Annotated in this window: 16 protein-coding genes; 6 read left to right on the plus strand and 10 right to left on the minus strand. The window is 37.2% G+C overall.

The annotated features are described in order from the left end of the window. Positions 1 to 93 precede the first annotated feature (93 nt). From NRL14_RS20185 to NRL14_RS20200, 3 genes are all read right to left on the minus strand, one after another. Positions 94 to 1,074 (minus strand): DUF4365 and DUF1817 domain-containing protein, encoded by a 981-nt coding sequence (locus tag NRL14_RS20185; protein WP_306725450.1) that lies wholly within the window; start codon positions 1,072 to 1,074, stop codon positions 94 to 96. Between the two features lie 137 nt (positions 1,075 to 1,211). After that, a complete protein-coding gene (locus tag NRL14_RS20190; protein WP_306725451.1) occupies positions 1,212 to 2,078 on the minus strand; it encodes a toll/interleukin-1 receptor domain-containing protein in 867 nt (288 codons plus the stop codon). A gap of 412 nt (positions 2,079 to 2,490) precedes the next feature. Then, complete coding sequence (locus NRL14_RS20200) at positions 2,491 to 3,036, minus strand: hypothetical protein (protein WP_306725453.1); 546 nt, start codon at positions 3,034 to 3,036, stop codon at positions 2,491 to 2,493. Positions 3,037 to 3,432: 396 nt separating this feature from the next. Here NRL14_RS20200 and NRL14_RS20205 point away from each other — a divergent pair, with 396 nt between their 5' ends. Continuing rightward, a complete protein-coding gene (locus NRL14_RS20205) occupies positions 3,433 to 4,746 on the plus strand; it encodes a M20/M25/M40 family metallo-hydrolase (protein ID WP_306725454.1) in 1,314 nt (437 codons plus the stop codon). Positions 4,747 to 4,752: 6 nt separating this feature from the next. Here NRL14_RS20205 and NRL14_RS20210 read toward each other — a convergent pair whose 3' ends face one another. Beyond that, entirely contained in the window at positions 4,753 to 5,646 is an 894-nt protein-coding gene (locus NRL14_RS20210; protein ID WP_306725455.1) for a LysR family transcriptional regulator ArgP, read from the minus strand. 95 nt (positions 5,647 to 5,741) lie between these two features. On the opposite strand from NRL14_RS20210, the gene NRL14_RS20215 reads away from it, so the two are divergent. Further along, positions 5,742 to 6,344: a LysE/ArgO family amino acid transporter gene (locus NRL14_RS20215; protein ID WP_306725456.1), complete on the plus strand. Its 603-nt coding sequence runs from the start codon at positions 5,742 to 5,744 to the stop codon at positions 6,342 to 6,344. 87 nt (positions 6,345 to 6,431) lie between these two features. Here NRL14_RS20215 and NRL14_RS20220 read toward each other — a convergent pair whose 3' ends face one another. From NRL14_RS20220 to NRL14_RS20235, 4 genes are all read right to left on the minus strand, one after another. Next, positions 6,432 to 7,229: a response regulator gene (locus tag NRL14_RS20220; protein ID WP_007379040.1), complete on the minus strand. Its 798-nt coding sequence runs from the start codon at positions 7,227 to 7,229 to the stop codon at positions 6,432 to 6,434. Between the two features lie 154 nt (positions 7,230 to 7,383). After that, a complete protein-coding gene (locus tag NRL14_RS20225; RefSeq protein ID WP_008138141.1) occupies positions 7,384 to 8,100 on the minus strand; it encodes a Sir2 family NAD-dependent protein deacetylase in 717 nt (238 codons plus the stop codon). Then, positions 8,097 to 9,113, minus strand: coding sequence for a kelch repeat-containing protein (locus NRL14_RS20230; RefSeq protein ID WP_306725457.1), 1,017 nt, complete (start codon positions 9,111 to 9,113; stop codon positions 8,097 to 8,099). Before NRL14_RS20230 ends, NRL14_RS20225 begins: the two co-directional genes overlap by 4 nt. A 106-nt stretch (positions 9,114 to 9,219) precedes the next feature. Then, positions 9,220 to 9,852 carry an NAD(P)-dependent oxidoreductase gene (locus tag NRL14_RS20235; RefSeq protein WP_306725458.1) on the minus strand — a complete coding sequence of 211 codons (633 nt, stop codon included), beginning with the start codon at positions 9,850 to 9,852 and terminating at the stop codon, positions 9,220 to 9,222. 101 nt (positions 9,853 to 9,953) lie between these two features. On the opposite strand from NRL14_RS20235, the gene NRL14_RS20240 reads away from it, so the two are divergent. Continuing rightward, positions 9,954 to 10,853 carry a LysR family transcriptional regulator gene (locus NRL14_RS20240; protein ID WP_306725459.1) on the plus strand — a complete coding sequence of 300 codons (900 nt, stop codon included), beginning with the start codon at positions 9,954 to 9,956 and terminating at the stop codon, positions 10,851 to 10,853. A 21-nt stretch (positions 10,854 to 10,874) separates the two neighbouring features. On the opposite strand, the gene NRL14_RS20245 is transcribed toward NRL14_RS20240, so the two are convergent. Beyond that, positions 10,875 to 11,741 (minus strand): diguanylate cyclase domain-containing protein, encoded by an 867-nt coding sequence (locus NRL14_RS20245; RefSeq protein WP_149613272.1) that lies wholly within the window; start codon positions 11,739 to 11,741, stop codon positions 10,875 to 10,877. 473 nt (positions 11,742 to 12,214) lie between these two features. Here NRL14_RS20245 and NRL14_RS20250 point away from each other — a divergent pair, with 473 nt between their 5' ends. From NRL14_RS20250 to NRL14_RS20260, 3 genes are all read left to right on the plus strand, one after another. Then, the gene (locus NRL14_RS20250) at positions 12,215 to 14,275 is read left to right on the plus strand and encodes a TonB-dependent siderophore receptor (RefSeq protein WP_306725460.1); all 2,061 of its coding nucleotides are present in this window, start codon (positions 12,215 to 12,217) and stop codon (positions 14,273 to 14,275) included. Between the two features lie 99 nt (positions 14,276 to 14,374). Further along, positions 14,375 to 14,815 (plus strand): YfiR family protein, encoded by a 441-nt coding sequence (locus tag NRL14_RS20255; RefSeq protein WP_033040689.1) that lies wholly within the window; start codon positions 14,375 to 14,377, stop codon positions 14,813 to 14,815. 4 nt (positions 14,816 to 14,819) lie between these two features. Next, on the plus strand, positions 14,820 to 16,838 hold the full coding sequence (locus NRL14_RS20260; RefSeq protein WP_306725461.1) for an EAL domain-containing protein: 2,019 nt from the start codon (positions 14,820 to 14,822) through the stop codon (positions 16,836 to 16,838). A 36-nt stretch (positions 16,839 to 16,874) separates the two neighbouring features. Here NRL14_RS20260 and NRL14_RS20265 read toward each other — a convergent pair whose 3' ends face one another. Then, positions 16,875 to 17,510: an isoprenylcysteine carboxylmethyltransferase family protein gene (locus NRL14_RS20265; RefSeq protein ID WP_306725462.1), complete on the minus strand. Its 636-nt coding sequence runs from the start codon at positions 17,508 to 17,510 to the stop codon at positions 16,875 to 16,877. Positions 17,511 to 17,931 lie beyond the last annotated feature (421 nt).

Here is a 17,931-nt window from a genome sequence, read left to right on the forward strand (position 1 = left end):
ATTGAAAAGTAAGGGATCACCGCTGTTAAAATTTGCGGTGGAAAGTGAGCTTTAGCGCTTGCTGTCCACCTCAGGGCATGTTGTTATGTAACTTTACGCCATTCCAAGAAGCTCATATATAGGAATACAAATTTCCTCATTTTCATCTCCTGTCATTTCTAGCCAATCAGTTACTTTATTAAGCAGCTCATGCTGTTTATGAACAAATTGTATAAGTGCATGCTTGTCGATTTTGACTTGGGGGGGAATGCTATTAATAAGCTGTGCTTTGGCGCAACACAGCGCTATTGACTTTAAACCACATAAATTGCTCGAAGGGTCACAATAAAAAAATAAAGGTAACTTCTCAGCTAATATTTTTGAAAAGTGTACTACTTCTGGAATTTCAAATAATTCACGAGGGTCTGATTCATACCCGTAAAATGAAACTTCAACGTTACTTTTCTTTTTAAATGCTAATTCCCGAGAAACTTGAAATCTATCAAATTGACTTGCGACTTCTGATATATCACTTGATTCAATCCATTCTCTTGAAATAATTATGTGAAAGCTATCTGTATGTTTAGTTATAACATCATTGATGAGCCAATATTTTTCCAACTCATCTGTGTGATCAGTAACATCAGGCAACAAAGAAGTAATTGATTTTTTGCTATCCGCCAAAACTTGTTTCTTGGAAATAGACATTTTCCATGCCGCAGGTGTTCTATCTGTTTTAGCAACATCAAATAACTCCCAATAAACATCATTTGAATCAGGATCGCATAACATGATAAATACAGGTAATGGGTAATTTAACAAGTAATTTATATGTTTCAGCTCTCCACGGTAAATATATCCCCATCTATTTTTTTCTTTTAGGAAAGACTTACCATATTTTATTTGAACTGCAAAAGTTTGACCCGTAACGGTACCGTTAATATCTACCAAATCAACTTGGCCATCTATTCCAAAATCAAACTCTTGAGGGGTTCTTTTGAAGATCCAACCTAAATTTTCAAAGATTATATTTGAAACTCGCTGAACACCTAATTCCCCTTTTTGTGCTTCTACAGAATATTTTGGACCTAACATTTTAACTACCAATAATAAGAAATATGAATGATGAACTAAGCTAATGAGTTACATAACTCCGTTTTAAGCTGCAATTTACTGTGTGCTAAAATCGCGAAGCGATGGTGCGCGGTAAAATGTCCACTTGAAAACTATTGTTATACTTCTGTTACGGGACTTTTCAACACGCTAGTCATGTGCTCATGAGCTTGCAAAATAAGGTTTGAAACATTCACCAAAATATCCTTACCCGTATCTTCGCCTAAGCGTCTTGTGCCAATTCGTAGAGAATATATTTCATGTACCTCATCACCAGGTATTTCAAGTCTTTCAACATTTTCATATTCTGAAGACAATCTAGGTTTTAGATCGCTTTTACGTGACAAATAATTATGGACGGTTGTAATAATTGAAGCCCGTGCAACTTCTTCATTTTCAGCTTGAGATATCTGATGATACTTTAGCGTCGCAGCAGGAGATGCTAGTAGCTCAATATTTGTTAATACCGTAAATGGTTGATCCTTTGCTTGTTCTACAAAATTAATTATTAATGCAAAATTACCATTCACATCACCCCAATCTATAGACCAATCAGTATGGTATTCAGGTGCGCTAATACGATTCATAAAAGGATTAGTAACTTTTGCAATGCCATCAATAACTGTTTTTAAACCATCATCAAAATTTGAGCGGAAATCAGCATAAAGCTTACCACGAGCAAAAAGCGGAACTTTACAGTCTTCTAACAAAACAGGCATTACAACAACTCGTTTCTCTTCAAGTTCGCGTAGTAATCCAGCTGAAAGTTCTTTTTTACACCATTCAGAAGCCACTGAGGCATTTGATAAAATAACTAATAAAGCACTTGCCCCATCAGCCGCATCTTGGACTTTATCAATAATTGAATCACCTAAACTTAATTCCCAACGATCAAGCCAGATGTGTACATTTTGTTGTACCAATTGCATTGCCAATTGGTCAACGAACTCTTTATTTTCATGTGAATAGCTAATAAATACAGGCATAAATAATACTCATAATTAATTTAGGAACAAAATACGAAAGATGCATAACGAGCCTGTAGATTAACTCGTTTTTTATTTATTTTTATTGATAAACAAACCATAGCTGAGTTCCTATTTTGGTTCAATTGATTACTGTGTTTTTACGCAGAATATTAAAAAGTGTTTAGTGTGGGTTTTATTCGAGTTTTGGAGGGATTTACGGGTGTTTCAGTGGCTTTATTTTGGCTCAAAAGGGGTTGCCTCTCTTAATGCATCGTGTTTTGCAGCTTTTCTATATTATGAACAAGGCAATACAGTTGCCATTGGGCGTTCACTTTCGCTTGCCTCCGTTGACCCCGTAAGGTCAATTTATTTATCCCTATATTCACCACAGTGATTTAGCAGGACAGTCACTTTATTTTTTTAATGGTTGCTAAATTACGGTTGCACCAATAACAGCTGCACTCTTAACTGCCAAGTCTAAATAACGCTCTGCTTCTGACTGTTTGACGGCAAAATCAGGTAAGTGACTTGCTTTGTTTCTGATTTGTCGTAATTGATTAATTAATTCCAAACTATCAGGTGAAAACTTACCAGATGCTGACAGGTGATCCAAAATCATTTTAGGATTAGTTCGTTTAATTGCTGTACCAGTCGAGAGTCCGCTTTTCATTGCTGCCGTTTCAATTAATGTCCATGCTTCGACGACGGCTGCTCTTGGAGAAACATCAGCAATACGAAGTAATTGTTCTTTTTGACTTAAGTCAGTTTCAGATTCATTTACTTTAGGCTTGGCAATATTTTTAGCACTATTCTCAGCTTTACTTAGACTCTTTTCAAAGCTTGCTTCAACATCTTTATATTTAAAAGATGATACCCGCCCCAATAACTGGCGTACTTCAACACGAAATATGTATGCAATCCAAATAACTGCAACAGGCCATGCTAATGCTTTAACTAGTTCTACGAAATGTTCCATATTTCCCTTAGTAAGCTGAAAATTTAGTCTACGACATTCGTCGTTTTACAAACCAATAAATGTCTTTATATTACAATGGTTTTACCCTAGCTATAAAATAAGTATTTGTAAATAGTTAGCTTCGACTTTCCTTTCCTAAATGCAGCAAAACTCCAAAATGGTGGAGATCAGTAATATCAGGCAAATTGCTCTTTAGTTGCACAGCTTAATTATTAGCTAGTTGGTTATCTCTTAAATACTTGTGTTTAAACCAATAACGCGCCCCCCCCTGTCCCCCTTAAACTTGTAACTCGTTATTACTTATAAAATTAGTTAACAATCACAATCTACTTCTATTGAATACTTTGGATTTTTACTTCATATTAAATATTCTTATTTCTCACTCATTATGCTGTTATGTCATTTTTAAAATTTAGCCATGCACTTATCCTCACACTTGCTAGTACCCTACCGCTTACAAGCCATGCAGCGCTTGATAAAAACGAGCGTGAAATAGTAAAACAGGTCGATAAAAACATTCCTCAAGCACTTAAAGAAATAGAGCAAGCCGTAAATATTAATAGCGGGTCGCTTAATATTGAAGGTGTAAAAAAAGTAGGTGCGCTGACAAGCGAGCAGCTTAAAGCCATTGGTTTTAAAGTAGAATGGCTGGATGGCAGTGCGTTTAACCGCGCAGGACATGTACTGGCAACCCATGAGAGTAAAAACCCCGATGCAATAAAAATACTGATGATCGGCCATCTAGATACGGTATTTGCTAAAAACGATAACTTTACTACCTACAAAGAACTTGATGCCGATACAGCAAGTGGCCCAGGCGTTGCCGATATGAAAGGCGGTAACACGATAATAATTACCGCACTTAAAAGCTTACAAGCCCTTAATTTACTCGAAAATGTAAGCATAAAAGTATTGCTGACTGGCGATGAAGAAAGCAGCGGTCGCCCGCTTAGCTTATCTAAACAAGCTATTGTTGATGCAGCAATTTGGGCTGACGTAGCGCTTGGCTATGAAAATGGCGATAACAATATAAAAACAGCTATGGCGGCGCGCCGTGGTTATACCGGCTGGACGCTAAACGTAACGGCAAATGCAGCGCATTCGTCACAAATATTTAGCGAAAGCGTGGGTTATGGCGCTATTTACGAAGCATCACGCATTTTAAATGATTTTAGAGAGCAACTTGCCACGCAACCTAATTTAACATTTAATCCAGGGCTTATTGTGGGCGGTACAAATGCCGATTACGACAGTGCTAATTCGTCAGCAACGGCATTTGGTAAAAGTAATGTAATAGCACAATCCGTGCATGTTGCAGGTGATTTACGCGCACTTTCACCAAAACAATTCGAAAACGCAAAAAAATCAATGCTACTCATTGCTAGCAACAGTTTAAATGGTAGTAAAGCTGAACTTATTTTTGAAGATGGTTACCCGCCAATGGCATTAACTGATGGCAATAAAAAGCTATTAGAACTTTACAGCGATGCAAGCCACGATTTAGGCTTCAACAAAGTAGTAGCAGCAAACCCACGTAATGCTGGCGCGGCTGATATTTCGTTTGCGGCAAAGCATGTTGATATGGCACTTGATGGTTTGGGCTTAATGGGCAGCGGCGCACACACCAAAAACGAAACAGCCGATTTAAGCAGCCTTGATAAAAACATTAAAAAAACGGCATTACTCATTTATAGATTAGGGCAGTTATAAACACCTTTAAATTGGTTCTAATCGGTTAGCCGCAACTTGCATTGCAAACTTACGCAGTGCTTTAAGTTGCGGGCTTTCACTTTGCCAATAATGCCAATACAAAGGCGTATCAATATAATACTCTGGAAATAAGTCAACTAACTCCCCTTTTTGCAGGGAATCACCAAGCTGCAAAGTCGGCAATAAACCATAGCCTAGGCCTGCTATCATGGCTTGTTTAAATCCTTCTGATGAGGGATATATATGTATATACTCTGGCGTTGAGGCGTTAATATCGGCTAAAAACTGGTGCTGTAGCTTGTCATATTCACTAAAAACTAAACAAGGTACCTGCGCCAATTGCGTAAGCGAAGTGAGGTTATGCTGTTTAATAAAGTCAGGACTCGCAATTGCCTTGTAACGTATAGCGCCTAATGGGCTCGCTAAACCGCCATTTACAGGCTCAGAAGATGAGCTAATACATACCATTACCTCGCCGTCTTTCATTCTTTTATGGGCGATGGATTGATCCTCTGAGATCACTTCAAATCTAAATTTACAATCAGATTCTGTATCTAGTATGGCTAGCGCTTCTGGCAACCATGTGGCTAGTGAGTCAGCATTGGCAGCCAACTTTACACTAAGAGGTGTGTTTAAGCTGGAGTGCTCGTTAAGTGCATCTACGTTTAAAGCAACTTCTAACTGCAGGACTTGTTGTAAATGATTAAGTAAACGCTTGCCAAGAGCGGTTGGGCGCGGTGGCTGCGTCCTAATTATTACAGGCTCTCCAAGTTTGGCTTCGAGTTGATGAATACGCCGACTTACTGCCGATTGCGTAATAAATAGCTTTTTAGAGGCTTTTTCAAACCCGCCTTCACTAATAACCGCCGACAGTGCATTGAGTAGTTGATAATCAATCATGAGTTTTACGCATATAACCCTAAATATATTCATTGGATTTGTAACAGAATTACCAATACCCTGCAAGGCATTGAATAGTTGAGTAGATTTATAGTATGTCGTTTTTATCGGGTGTGATGCTGGGGCTAAGTTTAATTATTGCCATTGGCGCGCAAAATATTTGGATTTTAAGCCAATGCATGGCTGGCGCTAATCGATTGGTTTTAGCCACGGTATGCATTATTTGCGACGCGACTCTTATTTTAATAGGTGTATTTGCAGCAAATGAATTACAGCAGTTATTACCAGGATTACTGCCTTGGTTAACATGGGGCGGTATTGCGATGCTATTGTACTTAGCGTATGGATCTGCAATGCGAGCGATTAAAGGGACTTCGGGTTTAATAATAAGCCAAGTAGAAAAAGTAAGCTGGTGGAGTACTGCCCTTTCGGCTTTTGCAATCAGTTTGCTAAATCCACATGTGTATTTAGATACCGTGTTATTACTTGGCAATATTGGCGCTTTACAACCAAACCCAATGCATTTTGCACTTGGTGCTTGTGTTGGGTCAATAATTTGGTTCAGCACTTTAGTGCTTTTTGCACCTAAACTTAAAAGTATATTAAGTTCATCATTTAGATGGCGAATATTTGATACCACAATTGCAGTTATATTATGTTTTGTGGCGTTTGGGCTTTATAACGTACCTAGCCAATAATAAAAAAGCAGCGACTTTTAACAAGCGCTGCTTTAATTTTATCTGCTCAGGCTAATGCATTTTTACTGCTAGCCTTAAGTTTATAAGTTAAGACATTATTTTAAACAATAAATCTCTAACTGTTGCAGGCTCAAATGGTTTATCACAAATGGCATCAACGCCAGCTTGAGCAATATTGGCTAAGTGGGTGTCGTTTGCTTCTGAACTCACCATTAAAATAGGGATATGTGAGTAGGTGTTTGACCCTCTGACGGTTTCGGTTAGCTCTTTTCCATCCATTTCAGGCATATTATAATCAGTAACAATCAAATCGAATGACTGTGTATTTAATTGTTCGATGGCCTGTTTGCCATCTTCAGCTTCTACTGGTGCTGGTATCCCCATCCCCGCAAGTACGCGAATAATGTGTTTACGCGCAAAGCGACTGTCATCAACTACAAGTACACGTAATAAAGTAATATCAAAGTGTTCAAGCTCAACTTCTTCTTCACTAATAATATCTAAAGTAGCTTTAAGTGCGCGCGTGATAGCTTCAGCACTAAATGGTTTAGGCAAAATAGCTAATACACCCGACTGCCTTAACTGCTCTAAGTACTTTTTGTTACGCTCACTTGACACCAACATGAATGCTTGGTTTTCTGTTAGTGGATTTGATCTGATTTTTTGTAGTAAGGAGTCAGCGGTACCGTCTGAAAAGTACATACTACTAATAACTAAATCAGGCTGGTAACTATTAAGCATTGTTAGTGCTTGTTCTTGCGATGTTGCTTTTTCAACCTGCTTTACACCACACTGAGTCAGTGATTTTATAATAAGCTTTTGTTGAACATCTGAAGGCTCTACTAATAATATTGATAAGTTTGCTATTGCTGTTAAATCACTCATTTACATCTCTTCAGTGTTGTTATGTTTACAGTATGACGATTAATGTATAAGTTAAGATTATAGATCAACAATGTACAAGCGAAGGAGAAATACTTTATAAAATTGTAAAATAAATATAAATAGCGTATTTATCACACATAATCACCAACTTAATTTAGTTATTTTGAATATACTCAAGCGCAGTCATTTTTTTATAACTCACATTGGGGTGTAAAATATGAGCCGGTTCGGGGTCTACAACTTCAATGGGAATGTTGTAATCACGCGCTATTTCTATCGCCATTTGCGTAATATTAACGCTAAACGAAGTCCCCATAAATACAATTTTATCGGCATTACTCATGCGTTTTTGCGCTTCGCTAATTCTATAAAGCTCGGTGTAGTACTCATCAAACAATAAAACAAAAGGTTTAAAAGAATAATTAAGCTCAGGTGATCGGTTTTTAATATTAAACACTTCAAATAAGGAGTCGTGCAGGCAGCTTTCATCTACCTTTTCCCACGGAGCGGCAAACGGGGTTACATCATCGCCTTGATGGTGAAATAGCGTCATTTGATCGAGCCTACCATGAATAGCAATGTAATTTTTATTACCGGCTTTGCCATCAAGCCCATCTATATTTTGAGTAATTAGGTTTTTATCACTCAGCCAATGGTGTACGTCGTTTGGACCATGGTTGCGATACGTTGCAAACCGATGGTAATACCACGCCAAAAACTCTTTCGGTGCGTTTTTATACATTGCGCGCGTTGCCATTTCCATAGGTGTATAATTTTTACTGCCGATGGTCCAGTAACCATCCTCCCCTCTAAAGGTTGGAATACCGCTGGCTGCGCTTACTCCAGCTCCTGTGATGTAAAGAGTGTTCACTTTTCAGCCTCGTAACCCAGTACGTTAGTACTTACTTGCTGTTTATTGTCAATACCGCCAATTCGATATAAAACCCCATTGTGTTCAAGTAAACCACGGTGATCCATACTCTTTACCTCAACCGGTGATAAAACCTGCCATCCATTTTTTTCGATATTAAAGCGCCAAACATGATCACTTGCTGGTGCAGGTTTACCGTCGTAGCCTATTGCGCTGTAATTATATGGATTGTTAGAACCTGCCAACATATAAATATTGCCATTATAGCTGGTGGCTGCCATTCGATAGTGGGCGGAACCTGTTGGATGTGACAATGTGCGCCAATCTATTTTTTGTGGATTAGTTGAATCTATTGTACCTTTTAAGCACTGTGCTACGCCTGCAAACGAGCGACGCGAATCAGGATTGGCTTGTGTTTTAACGCCATCACACACAACAATTGTATTGCCGCTAATAGCGGCAGCTTGACCAAATACGGGATCACCTAAAAATGGTGAGGCTTGCTCCCATGTATTATTTTTCGTGTCGTATACTTGTACTAAATTTACGTTGCCGTCGTTATGCCAACCGCTAATTAAGTAAATGTAACGCGCTTTGTAGCTCAGCGCTACGCTATCGTCTACGGGTACTGGCATGCTTGCAAGATGAGTGTAGGTATCTTTTATTACGTCGTACCTATATACGTCGGGGCTTGAAACTTCAGTATGATCCTCTGCAACTGTATAGCCGCCAAACACATAGGCGTACTCACCTAAACCAACTGCGGTACTTGCTAAGCGCCCTTTTAATGGCAAGCTTGAAGGCACACCAGTTTTAGATTGCCACTGTGAATCGCCAACTTTAAGCGCCCACACTTTGTTATGCACTGACGAGTACTGTTTATCGCGGCCTAATCCCATAAAACTTAAAAAATAAGGCTGATTTTTAATAATAACTTTAGCCACAGCATTATTTGCAACAGGCTCAGGTAAAGCAGGAAGACTTGCTAACGCAAGCGAGAAAAGAAGGCTCATAAGACAAATAATTTAATAGGGATTAATACTCTCAGATTAAATTATTTTGCCCTTAGGAGCCAGCGCTTAGCATCTAAATAATCAAATGCTTTAAACTTAATATAAGTTAATAAGCAACACTGATACGTTGGTTTAAGTGTGCAGCTTTTTGTGCTTCGTCAACTAATGCTATTGCATAATCAGTGACTGATACTTTGCTTTCACCAGCTTCATTTGTAAAAAACTGATCTCCGCCAATACGATAAGGACCTTCACTTTCACCAGGATAAATTACTGCAGCAGGGCTTACAAAAGTCCACGAAGCAGAACTAGTGGTCGTTTTAAATACATTTAATGCTTCACCTTGTGCGAGTGCTTCATCTTTGTAATCTGCAGGGAATTCAGGTGTTGATACAAGTGTTACCCCTGGTGCAACCTCTAAGCTACCCGCACCACCTACCCAAATCAAACGCGTGCTTGTTCCATTTAATGCTGTTAATAAACGCTCTGCGGTTTGTGCAACTAATTCATGATTACCTACTGCACGTCCGCCCACTGAAGCAATAAGTACATCTATACCTTTAAGTACTGAAGCAATATTATCTTGGCTTTGTAAATCAAATACGCGAACGGCAGTTGTATCATCTGTTATTTTCGCTGCGTCACGTACAATGCTGACCACTTCTAAACCGCGCTTAGTTGCTTGTTGTACGATTGTGCTGCCAATCCAGCCTGTTGCGCCTAAAACTGCTACTTTCATTATCTGTATCCTATTATTGAGTTAATGAAGTTAGTTTACTTGCACACTTTTAAGTGATAAACACACTGTTACGATATATATTAGTTCATAATAAGTTACTAATGGATAAAATTACTGCAATTACAAGCTTTGTAGAAGTTGCCCGCTGTGGTAGCTTTACTAAATCTGCTGAGCACTTAAATCTAAGCCGCTTACAAGTTACTCGTCACGTACAAGAAATAGAACAGTGGTTATCGTTGAGATTATTTCATCGCACAACACGTAAAGTAAGTTTAACTATTCAAGGTGAAGAAGCATTAATTTACTGCCAACAAATACTCAGTACAGTCTCTGATTTAAAAAGTCGTGCTCATAGCCATAATAATGAACTAGTTGGTACAATCAGAATTGCATCGCCTATTGGGCTGGGTCAAAATTTATTATTTGAAAGAGTGGAGCAATTTTTACAACTACACCCCAAAACAAATGTTCAGCTTGTACTTTCGGATAACTTATCACAGTTGGTAGACGAACGTGTTGATGTGGCACTGCGCTATATTGAACAACCTGATGATCAACATATTGCCCGTAAACTAATGCATATTGATGGTGTGTTATGTGCCTCGGCAAACTACTTAGCTGAGTCGCCCCCCTTAATTAAACCTCAGGACTTACTAAATCATAATTGCCTAGTGCACAGTAGTGCGACAAAATGGCGAATAATATCGGCAACAAATGATCAAAAAGTTGCAATTAAGGGGAATTTGCAATCAAACGAAATGGGCATTTTAGTTAAAGCGGCAATTAAGGGGATGGGAATTGCTAATATTCCTTGCGATTTAGCAAATAAACACTTAAAAAATGGCGAGCTAGTAGAAGTCTTGCCGCATTATTATTCACCTGGCCATAGCCTATGGGCGGTGTACCTATCACGAAGTTATCAGCAAACGTTAGTACGTACATTTATTGATTTTTTAGCACTCAATTGGCAACAAGATATTAAAAAAAGTAGTTCAGCATAGACATTAAATTAATAAAAATGACTACATAACTTTAGCAACATTTTCGCCTTTAATTTTGTACATAGCTTGATCGGCATACTTAATGAGTTGATGATCAGTTTGTCCATCATTAGGGTAATTGGCAATACCAATACTAGGAGAGATATTGAGACTTAATTCATCCAATTGAAATTCAGCCTTAAATTGAGCTAAAATTTTACGCCTAATAACAACACTTTCGGTTGGTGACTTTAAATTATCTAAAATAATTAAAAACTCATCCCCACCTAAACGCCCTACAGTGTCATATTCCCTCATTACATTCGACAGCCTCTGTGCAATGCTATGCAACAACTTATCACCAACGTTATGACCATAAGTATCATTTACAGCTTTAAAGCCATTTATATCAATAAACAGTAGTGAAAAAAATAGATTATCTCGGTGAGCTTTTACAATTACTTTTTGCAATCGATCCATTAATAACGAACGGTTTGGTAAACCCGTTAATGCATCATGCCCTGCCATGTAATAAAGCTGCTCTTCCATCTCTTTTCGCTCGGTAATATCGTGAGCCACTGCAATTCTTACTTGATGTTCTTCAGACCAGCGAACAGACCATAGTATGTGGACTAATTGTCCATCTTTTCTGAGCCAACGATTTTCAAAACGAGGGTTTATTAACTCTCCTGATAAAAGCGAAGCAATTGCATTGTGCGTTTTTTGATGATCTCCAGAATAAACATAATTAATCATTTTTTTACCAACAACTTCATTGGCTGGATAACCAAAAATTCGCTCAAACGCGGCGCTAACAAAAACAAATGTACCTTGCTTATCTACAACACAAACAGCATCAAGCATTAAATCAAGTACTTCTTGTAAATCCACTAACCCACTTTTTATCATACCTGCTTGCCTCTAGGTTTAATGAAGCTAAATCCAGTATTCGACCCCCTATAACAAAAGCAAAAAATAGCTTTAAAGAAACGATATATTCACTCACATTTTAATAATGTGCCATCTATATAAATAGCGAGTAATAATTAAGCCTATAACGCATTGCTAAACCATGACGGCTCAAAACTACTTATACTTGATGATTACCTATGGAACAGAGTTAAAATATAGGATCTGTATTTTGCTTTTTCCAATTTAATAACCAGATAAAATAGCCCCGAGATAGAATGAATTTTAATTCTGAAAGGTCAACTGGCCCAAGACGTTTATTATTTTGAGCAAACTAAACAAATTCCAAAATCAATTTTATTAATAATATAAAGTGCTTTCACATCATTAATTTATGTTAATATCATGTGATAACAGATGCTTTACAAAAACAACGATTGTTTTTGAATTTGGATTGTGCAGGGGATACCTCATTGAAAATATCACAACGCTTTTTATTGCCATTAACCTTTATTTCTCCCTTACTAATGGCTGAGCAATTTGATTACGAAAACCTTGACCTTGATGCCCTAATGGGAATGGATGTTCAAGTCACTTCAGCAATGAAAAGAACTCAATCAGCATTTGATACAGCTTCCTCTATTTATGTTTTAAGTAAAGAGCAAATTACTAACTCTGGTGCTATGTCTGTACCTGAAGCACTAAAAATGGTTCCCGGGCTTATTGTTAGACAACTCGATAATAACCAGTGGGCTATCTCTTCGAGAGGCGTTGCTTCTCGCTTTTCTAGCAAGTTATTAGTCATGATCGATGGCCAAAGTTTATATACACCAAAATTTGCAGCTGTTTATTGGGAAACACTCAATGTTCCTTTGTACGATATTGAACGCATAGAAGTCATTCGAGGGCAAGGTGGGCTTTTATGGGGAAGTAACGCAAATAATGGTGTTATCAATATTATTACTAAAAATAGTATTGATACTCGTGACACATTAGCAACAGCAACCACCGGCAATCAAATAAATGTCGATACAAATTTTCGTTATGGAAACGATATTGGTAATAAAGGCAGTTATCGAATTTATGGCCATGCAAAACATGCAAATGCATCTAAAAAAGGAGCTAGACTCAAACCAAATGATACTACGAAACAATATTCTTTTGGTATACGTGCTGACTATACACCTAATGATGAATTGTCGGGTTTATTTCAAGGCGATGTTACGCATTCAAAATTAGGCCAAAACTACCGAGGTGTAGTTGATGCTACAAATGAAAACATTGCATTTTCTGATGATTTAAAGCGTATCGACTCACGTATGATGGCCCGTTTAGAACACAGAATATCAGGCAATGCCAATCAGATGTTACAGGTATCATGGCTCAAACAAAATGGATCTCAAGCCTACATAAAAGAGCATTTCGAATCGATAGATATTGACTACCAAATGAATTTTATTTACCAGTCACTACAGTTTGATTGGGGATTAAACTACCGCTATAACACTATTTCATTTGCACAAAGTGTCTTTTTAGATAGTGATAAAGATTTGGATAACCTTCAGCAGTATGGTGGGCTTATTCAAGCTCAATATAACTTTACCCCTGATACTCTCGATTTTATAATTGGCACTAAATTAGATCATAATGATCTAACAGGGTGGGAAAACCAACCTTCAGCAAGGTTAGTTTACAAACCAATCGAGAATCATCTTGTTTGGAGCGCTATATCCAGAAGTGTACGAATCCCCACGCTTATTGAGTTTAACGATAACTTTAAACTTAATGGAACCAAAGTTATTGATGTACTTGGCACAAGTACAGGGCTGGTAGCTATAGATGAATATCGAATCGCCACTTTTTTAAATGGTAACGATAAAGTGAAATCTGAGAATTATATCTCTCACGAACTAGGTTACCGATTTTCCGATAACGATTGGTCAATGGACTTTTCCGCTTATAACACGCGTGGTAAAAACGTAGCAGTTATTAACTTAAACACCCATTTTGAACAATTTTTGCCTGCTCTCGCTCTGTTTCGATCGGGAGAGATCCCACAAGCAGCTCAAGCGCTTACAACAACTCAAATCAACCTTGATTTAATCTCTGTTGGAAAAACAACAACAAAAGGTTTTGATGTCGTTTTATCTTGGCAACCTATGGATACTCTCAGCACAGAGCTTGGGTACAGTTATACAGACTTTAAATATAGCTTACCTTATGACACAAGCCCTGTGGTTGGGTTTGATTCAACAAATAGGCAGGTATTTGCAAAAGCAAATTACACTCTATTTAACGGCCATTCTCTATTTTCTACATTACGAGTAGAAAATTCTAATGCGTATAACACAGATAACTACGCAGCATTAGATTTGACTTGGAATTGGCAGATAAACCAACAGTGGTCAACTGCGCTTTCAGGTAAAAATTTATTAGCAAGTTCTCACATCGAATATGGTAATACAAACGAAACCTATACTATACCCAATTATATTGATGAATCTTTTACATTCACAATTATGACTACGTTTTAAGTTTATAACATGCTCAAGTCAAAAAGTTTAATCCATCGTACCTTAATTATATTTGTATTTTTATTTAGTGCAAATTGTAATGCAATGGAAAAAGAATACATGCTTAAAGCAGGCTTCTTATATAATTTTGCCAGATTTTCTCAATGGCACTCGCTTCCTCAAAAAGACATTTTTTTTACTCTATGCAGCCCTGATAAACACTTTATTGAGTTAGCAAACATTGTTTTAAAAGAACGAATAGTAAAAGGATTACCTTTAAAGAATAAACATATTGCTCTCAACGATATATCAAACGTATCGTGTGATATGCTTTTTATAACCGCCAATACAGTCTCTAATTGGGAAAACCTAAAGGTTTCTCCTTATGACAATATTATGGTTATAGGTGAAACTGAAGGTTTTATTAAAAATGGCGGACACATTAGATTTTTTCTTTCAAGTGGTAAAATTCGTTTCGAAATAGCGCCTAAAAAACTTAAAGAAGTAGGTATTACAATGAGTTCAAAAGTATTACGCCTTGCTCGCGTTGTTGATAGGTAATGCAATGAAAAAACTATTTTTATTAAACACAATGAGCAAAAAACTTTTAGTCATTTTAATGTGTGTCGCCCTAGTATCAACCGCAACTGTCACAACCGTATTTAGTGCCTATGAAATAAGTAGCGCGAAAGAAGAGCAAGTAAAAAGTTTAGTATCTCTTTCTAAAATGTTATCTCCTAATATAACGACAGCGCTTATGTTTGACGATGCAGAAGCAATACAAGAACTTATTAACCCACTGCTTATTCGCTCAGATATAGTATCTGTGATTGTGAGTAATTCAGATGGTAAACCACTTGCTATCGCCAATTCTCTTTCTAAAACAGCACAACATAGTATAGAAATAAGTACCGTTTTAGAGCTAGATTCTCATTGCTATGGTGAGCTCAAAATTAGGGCTAATGATAGCTACATTAATGATAGAGTGGCATTTTATAGTAAGTTTCTTATTATTTTGGTGATATTTACATTTTTTGTGAGCTTACTATTATCCTTATTACTCAGACGTCGGTTTTTAAACCCTATATTATATTTGGCACAAACAGCTAACCAAATAACAAAATCGAATGACTATAGCTTACGTGCAAAACAGCTCTCGCAAGATGAGGTAGGCGAACTTACTTCCTGTTTCAACGATATGTTACACACGATTGAACAGCGAGAAAGTTCACTTGAAAATCAAGTTCGGCTTCGTACTAAAGAACTTGAAAATGCAAATTTCCAATTACACCAATATGCATATGAAGATGGCCTAACAGACCTACCTAACAGACGTTACTTTTACGAAAAACTACAAAGTTTAATTAGCAAAAAAAATATAACTTTTGCCCTTATTTTTATTGATTTAGATGGCTTCAAAGAAATAAACGACAGTCTCGGACATGACTATGGCGATTTACTCTTACATCAAGTCGCAGTTAGATTACAAAACTGCATAACAGCTAACGATACTGTAGCAAGACTAGGCGGTGATGAATTTACTCTTATTCTAGAAGGAGTAGACAATCAAGCGAGCGCAAGTAAGGTTGCAAATGCAGTAAAAATTAGCTTAATGCAGTGTATTCATCTAAAAAAAGAAAAGGTGTATGTGACTGCAAGTTTAGGTTTAACTTTTTATCCAACGGATGGGGTAACAGTAGAAGACTTAGTAAAGCGAGCTGATCAAGCAATGTATTTATCTAAACATAAAGGTAGAAACCGCTACGAATTTTTCACTTATGCTATGGAAGAACAAGCAATCGAAAAGCGCCGTTTAATAGAACAAATACATACTGCCCTTAAAAAAAATCAATTTGAGCTTTATTATCAACCCATTTTCTCTATCGATGGTACATCAGTACCCAAAGCCGAAGCGTTAATACGCTGGAATCACCCTGAGCGAGGTCTAATTGGCCCAAATGAATTTATACCAATCGCTGAAAAGAATGGCTTAATAAGCGATATTGGCCAGTGGGTAAAACTACAAGCAATTAAAGATACTGTTCAATTTAATCTACTTTGCGAAACACCTATACAAATTAGCGTAAATACGTCACCACTTGAGATTGATCGTGCTGGTAATTGGGTAAATGAATGGCTAGAAGCAAGTGAGCAATACAAACTCCCCGCCCATACTATTCTCATAGAAGTTACAGAGAACACGCTAATGGATCCTGATTCTTTAATACAGAGTCAATTAAAGCGGCTTAACGCAAAAAATATTGATATAGCAATAGATGATTTTGGTGTCGGTTATTCATCACTTGCCTATCTTCAACGCTTAGATATCGATATCCTAAAAATTGATCACTCTTTTATTAGAGATATAGAAACCAATGAAAACAGCATAGCGCTTATAAAGGCAATAATAACAATGGCACATAATTTAGGTGTAAAGGTTGTCGCTGAAGGGGTAGAAACCCAGTATCAATACTTACTATTAAAGCAGTTAGCATGTGATTATATTCAAGGTTATGTATTTTCAAAACCAATCACTAAACAAAGCTTTATTGAAAAGTACGTAAAGTCTAAAGTATTACTTTAAAATTAAATACCAGCTTGTATGTGGGTAGTATCTTTATTACAACCAGCGAGGTACGCGTTGTTTATAATACTGATACTGCTCTGAAAAAGATTGCGATAGATGCTCTTCTTCTACTAAAGTTTGTCTATATAAAGCGGTAACCCCTACAATCAAACATATCAGACTAAATACACACGGCAATGCTAAAAAGAAACCAATTTGAGCCACTGCAACACCTAAATACATAGGGTTGCGAGAATAGTCATAGAGTCCAGTTGTTTTTAGCTCCTTTGGCCCATTAGGATCTATTCCTGAGCGCCAAAGTGATGCCATATCAAAATGTACAAACATACTTAATATAAACCCAGCACTCAGTAATACATTGCCAAACATGACCCCAGGCCAACCGTTTATAGGTTCAAATAATACTAAGTAATTATCTAATTCAGGAATAAAAACTCTCACAACACACACAAACCAAATAGCAGCCCTGAAAAATTTAAACGCCATATGGTTCCACCAACTAGAGCAATACTGCTGACCAGGAAAAATAACGCCAGAGGGTGTGGTTCGATTTTTATAAATAATTCTATAAGTATAAAATCCCGCCACAAATGTATAGAAAATAGCGAGGTAAATACGTGTAAACTCTATTAGGGATACTGAGTCATCTATAAAGGGTTGATAGTTCATTGAGGGAGCTCACACACATTATTTTTTAGCTAATACTATAAATTAATTTTAGTGTTCATACTGTTAATTAACAAGCAAAGTCAGCTAAATCGGCATAAAAGATTAGAATAAGTTTACCAATGATACCATGTATTATCCATCCACTTTTCTGCAGAAGTAAAAAAGCCCGAATCGTTAAATTCGGGCTTTCTACAATGTTAAGTCGGTGCGCTACGCAGTAGAATGTCGTGCTGCCCACAGCGGTGGAGAGCCACAGTGAAATGCTACACTATTATCGGTCGAAGCTTTGGTTTCACTACTGAGTTCGGTATGAGCTCTTGGCTATTTGTTAAATCCCAAACAGCAAAAAACCCGTCACATTGCTGTAACGGGTTTCTTTAATTTGAAGCCTGGTAATGTCCTACTTTCACATAGCAAATGC

The sequence above is a fragment of the Pseudoalteromonas sp. 20-92 genome, from assembly GCF_030847595.1.
Classification (GTDB): Bacteria; Pseudomonadota; Gammaproteobacteria; order Enterobacterales; family Alteromonadaceae; genus Pseudoalteromonas; species Pseudoalteromonas fuliginea.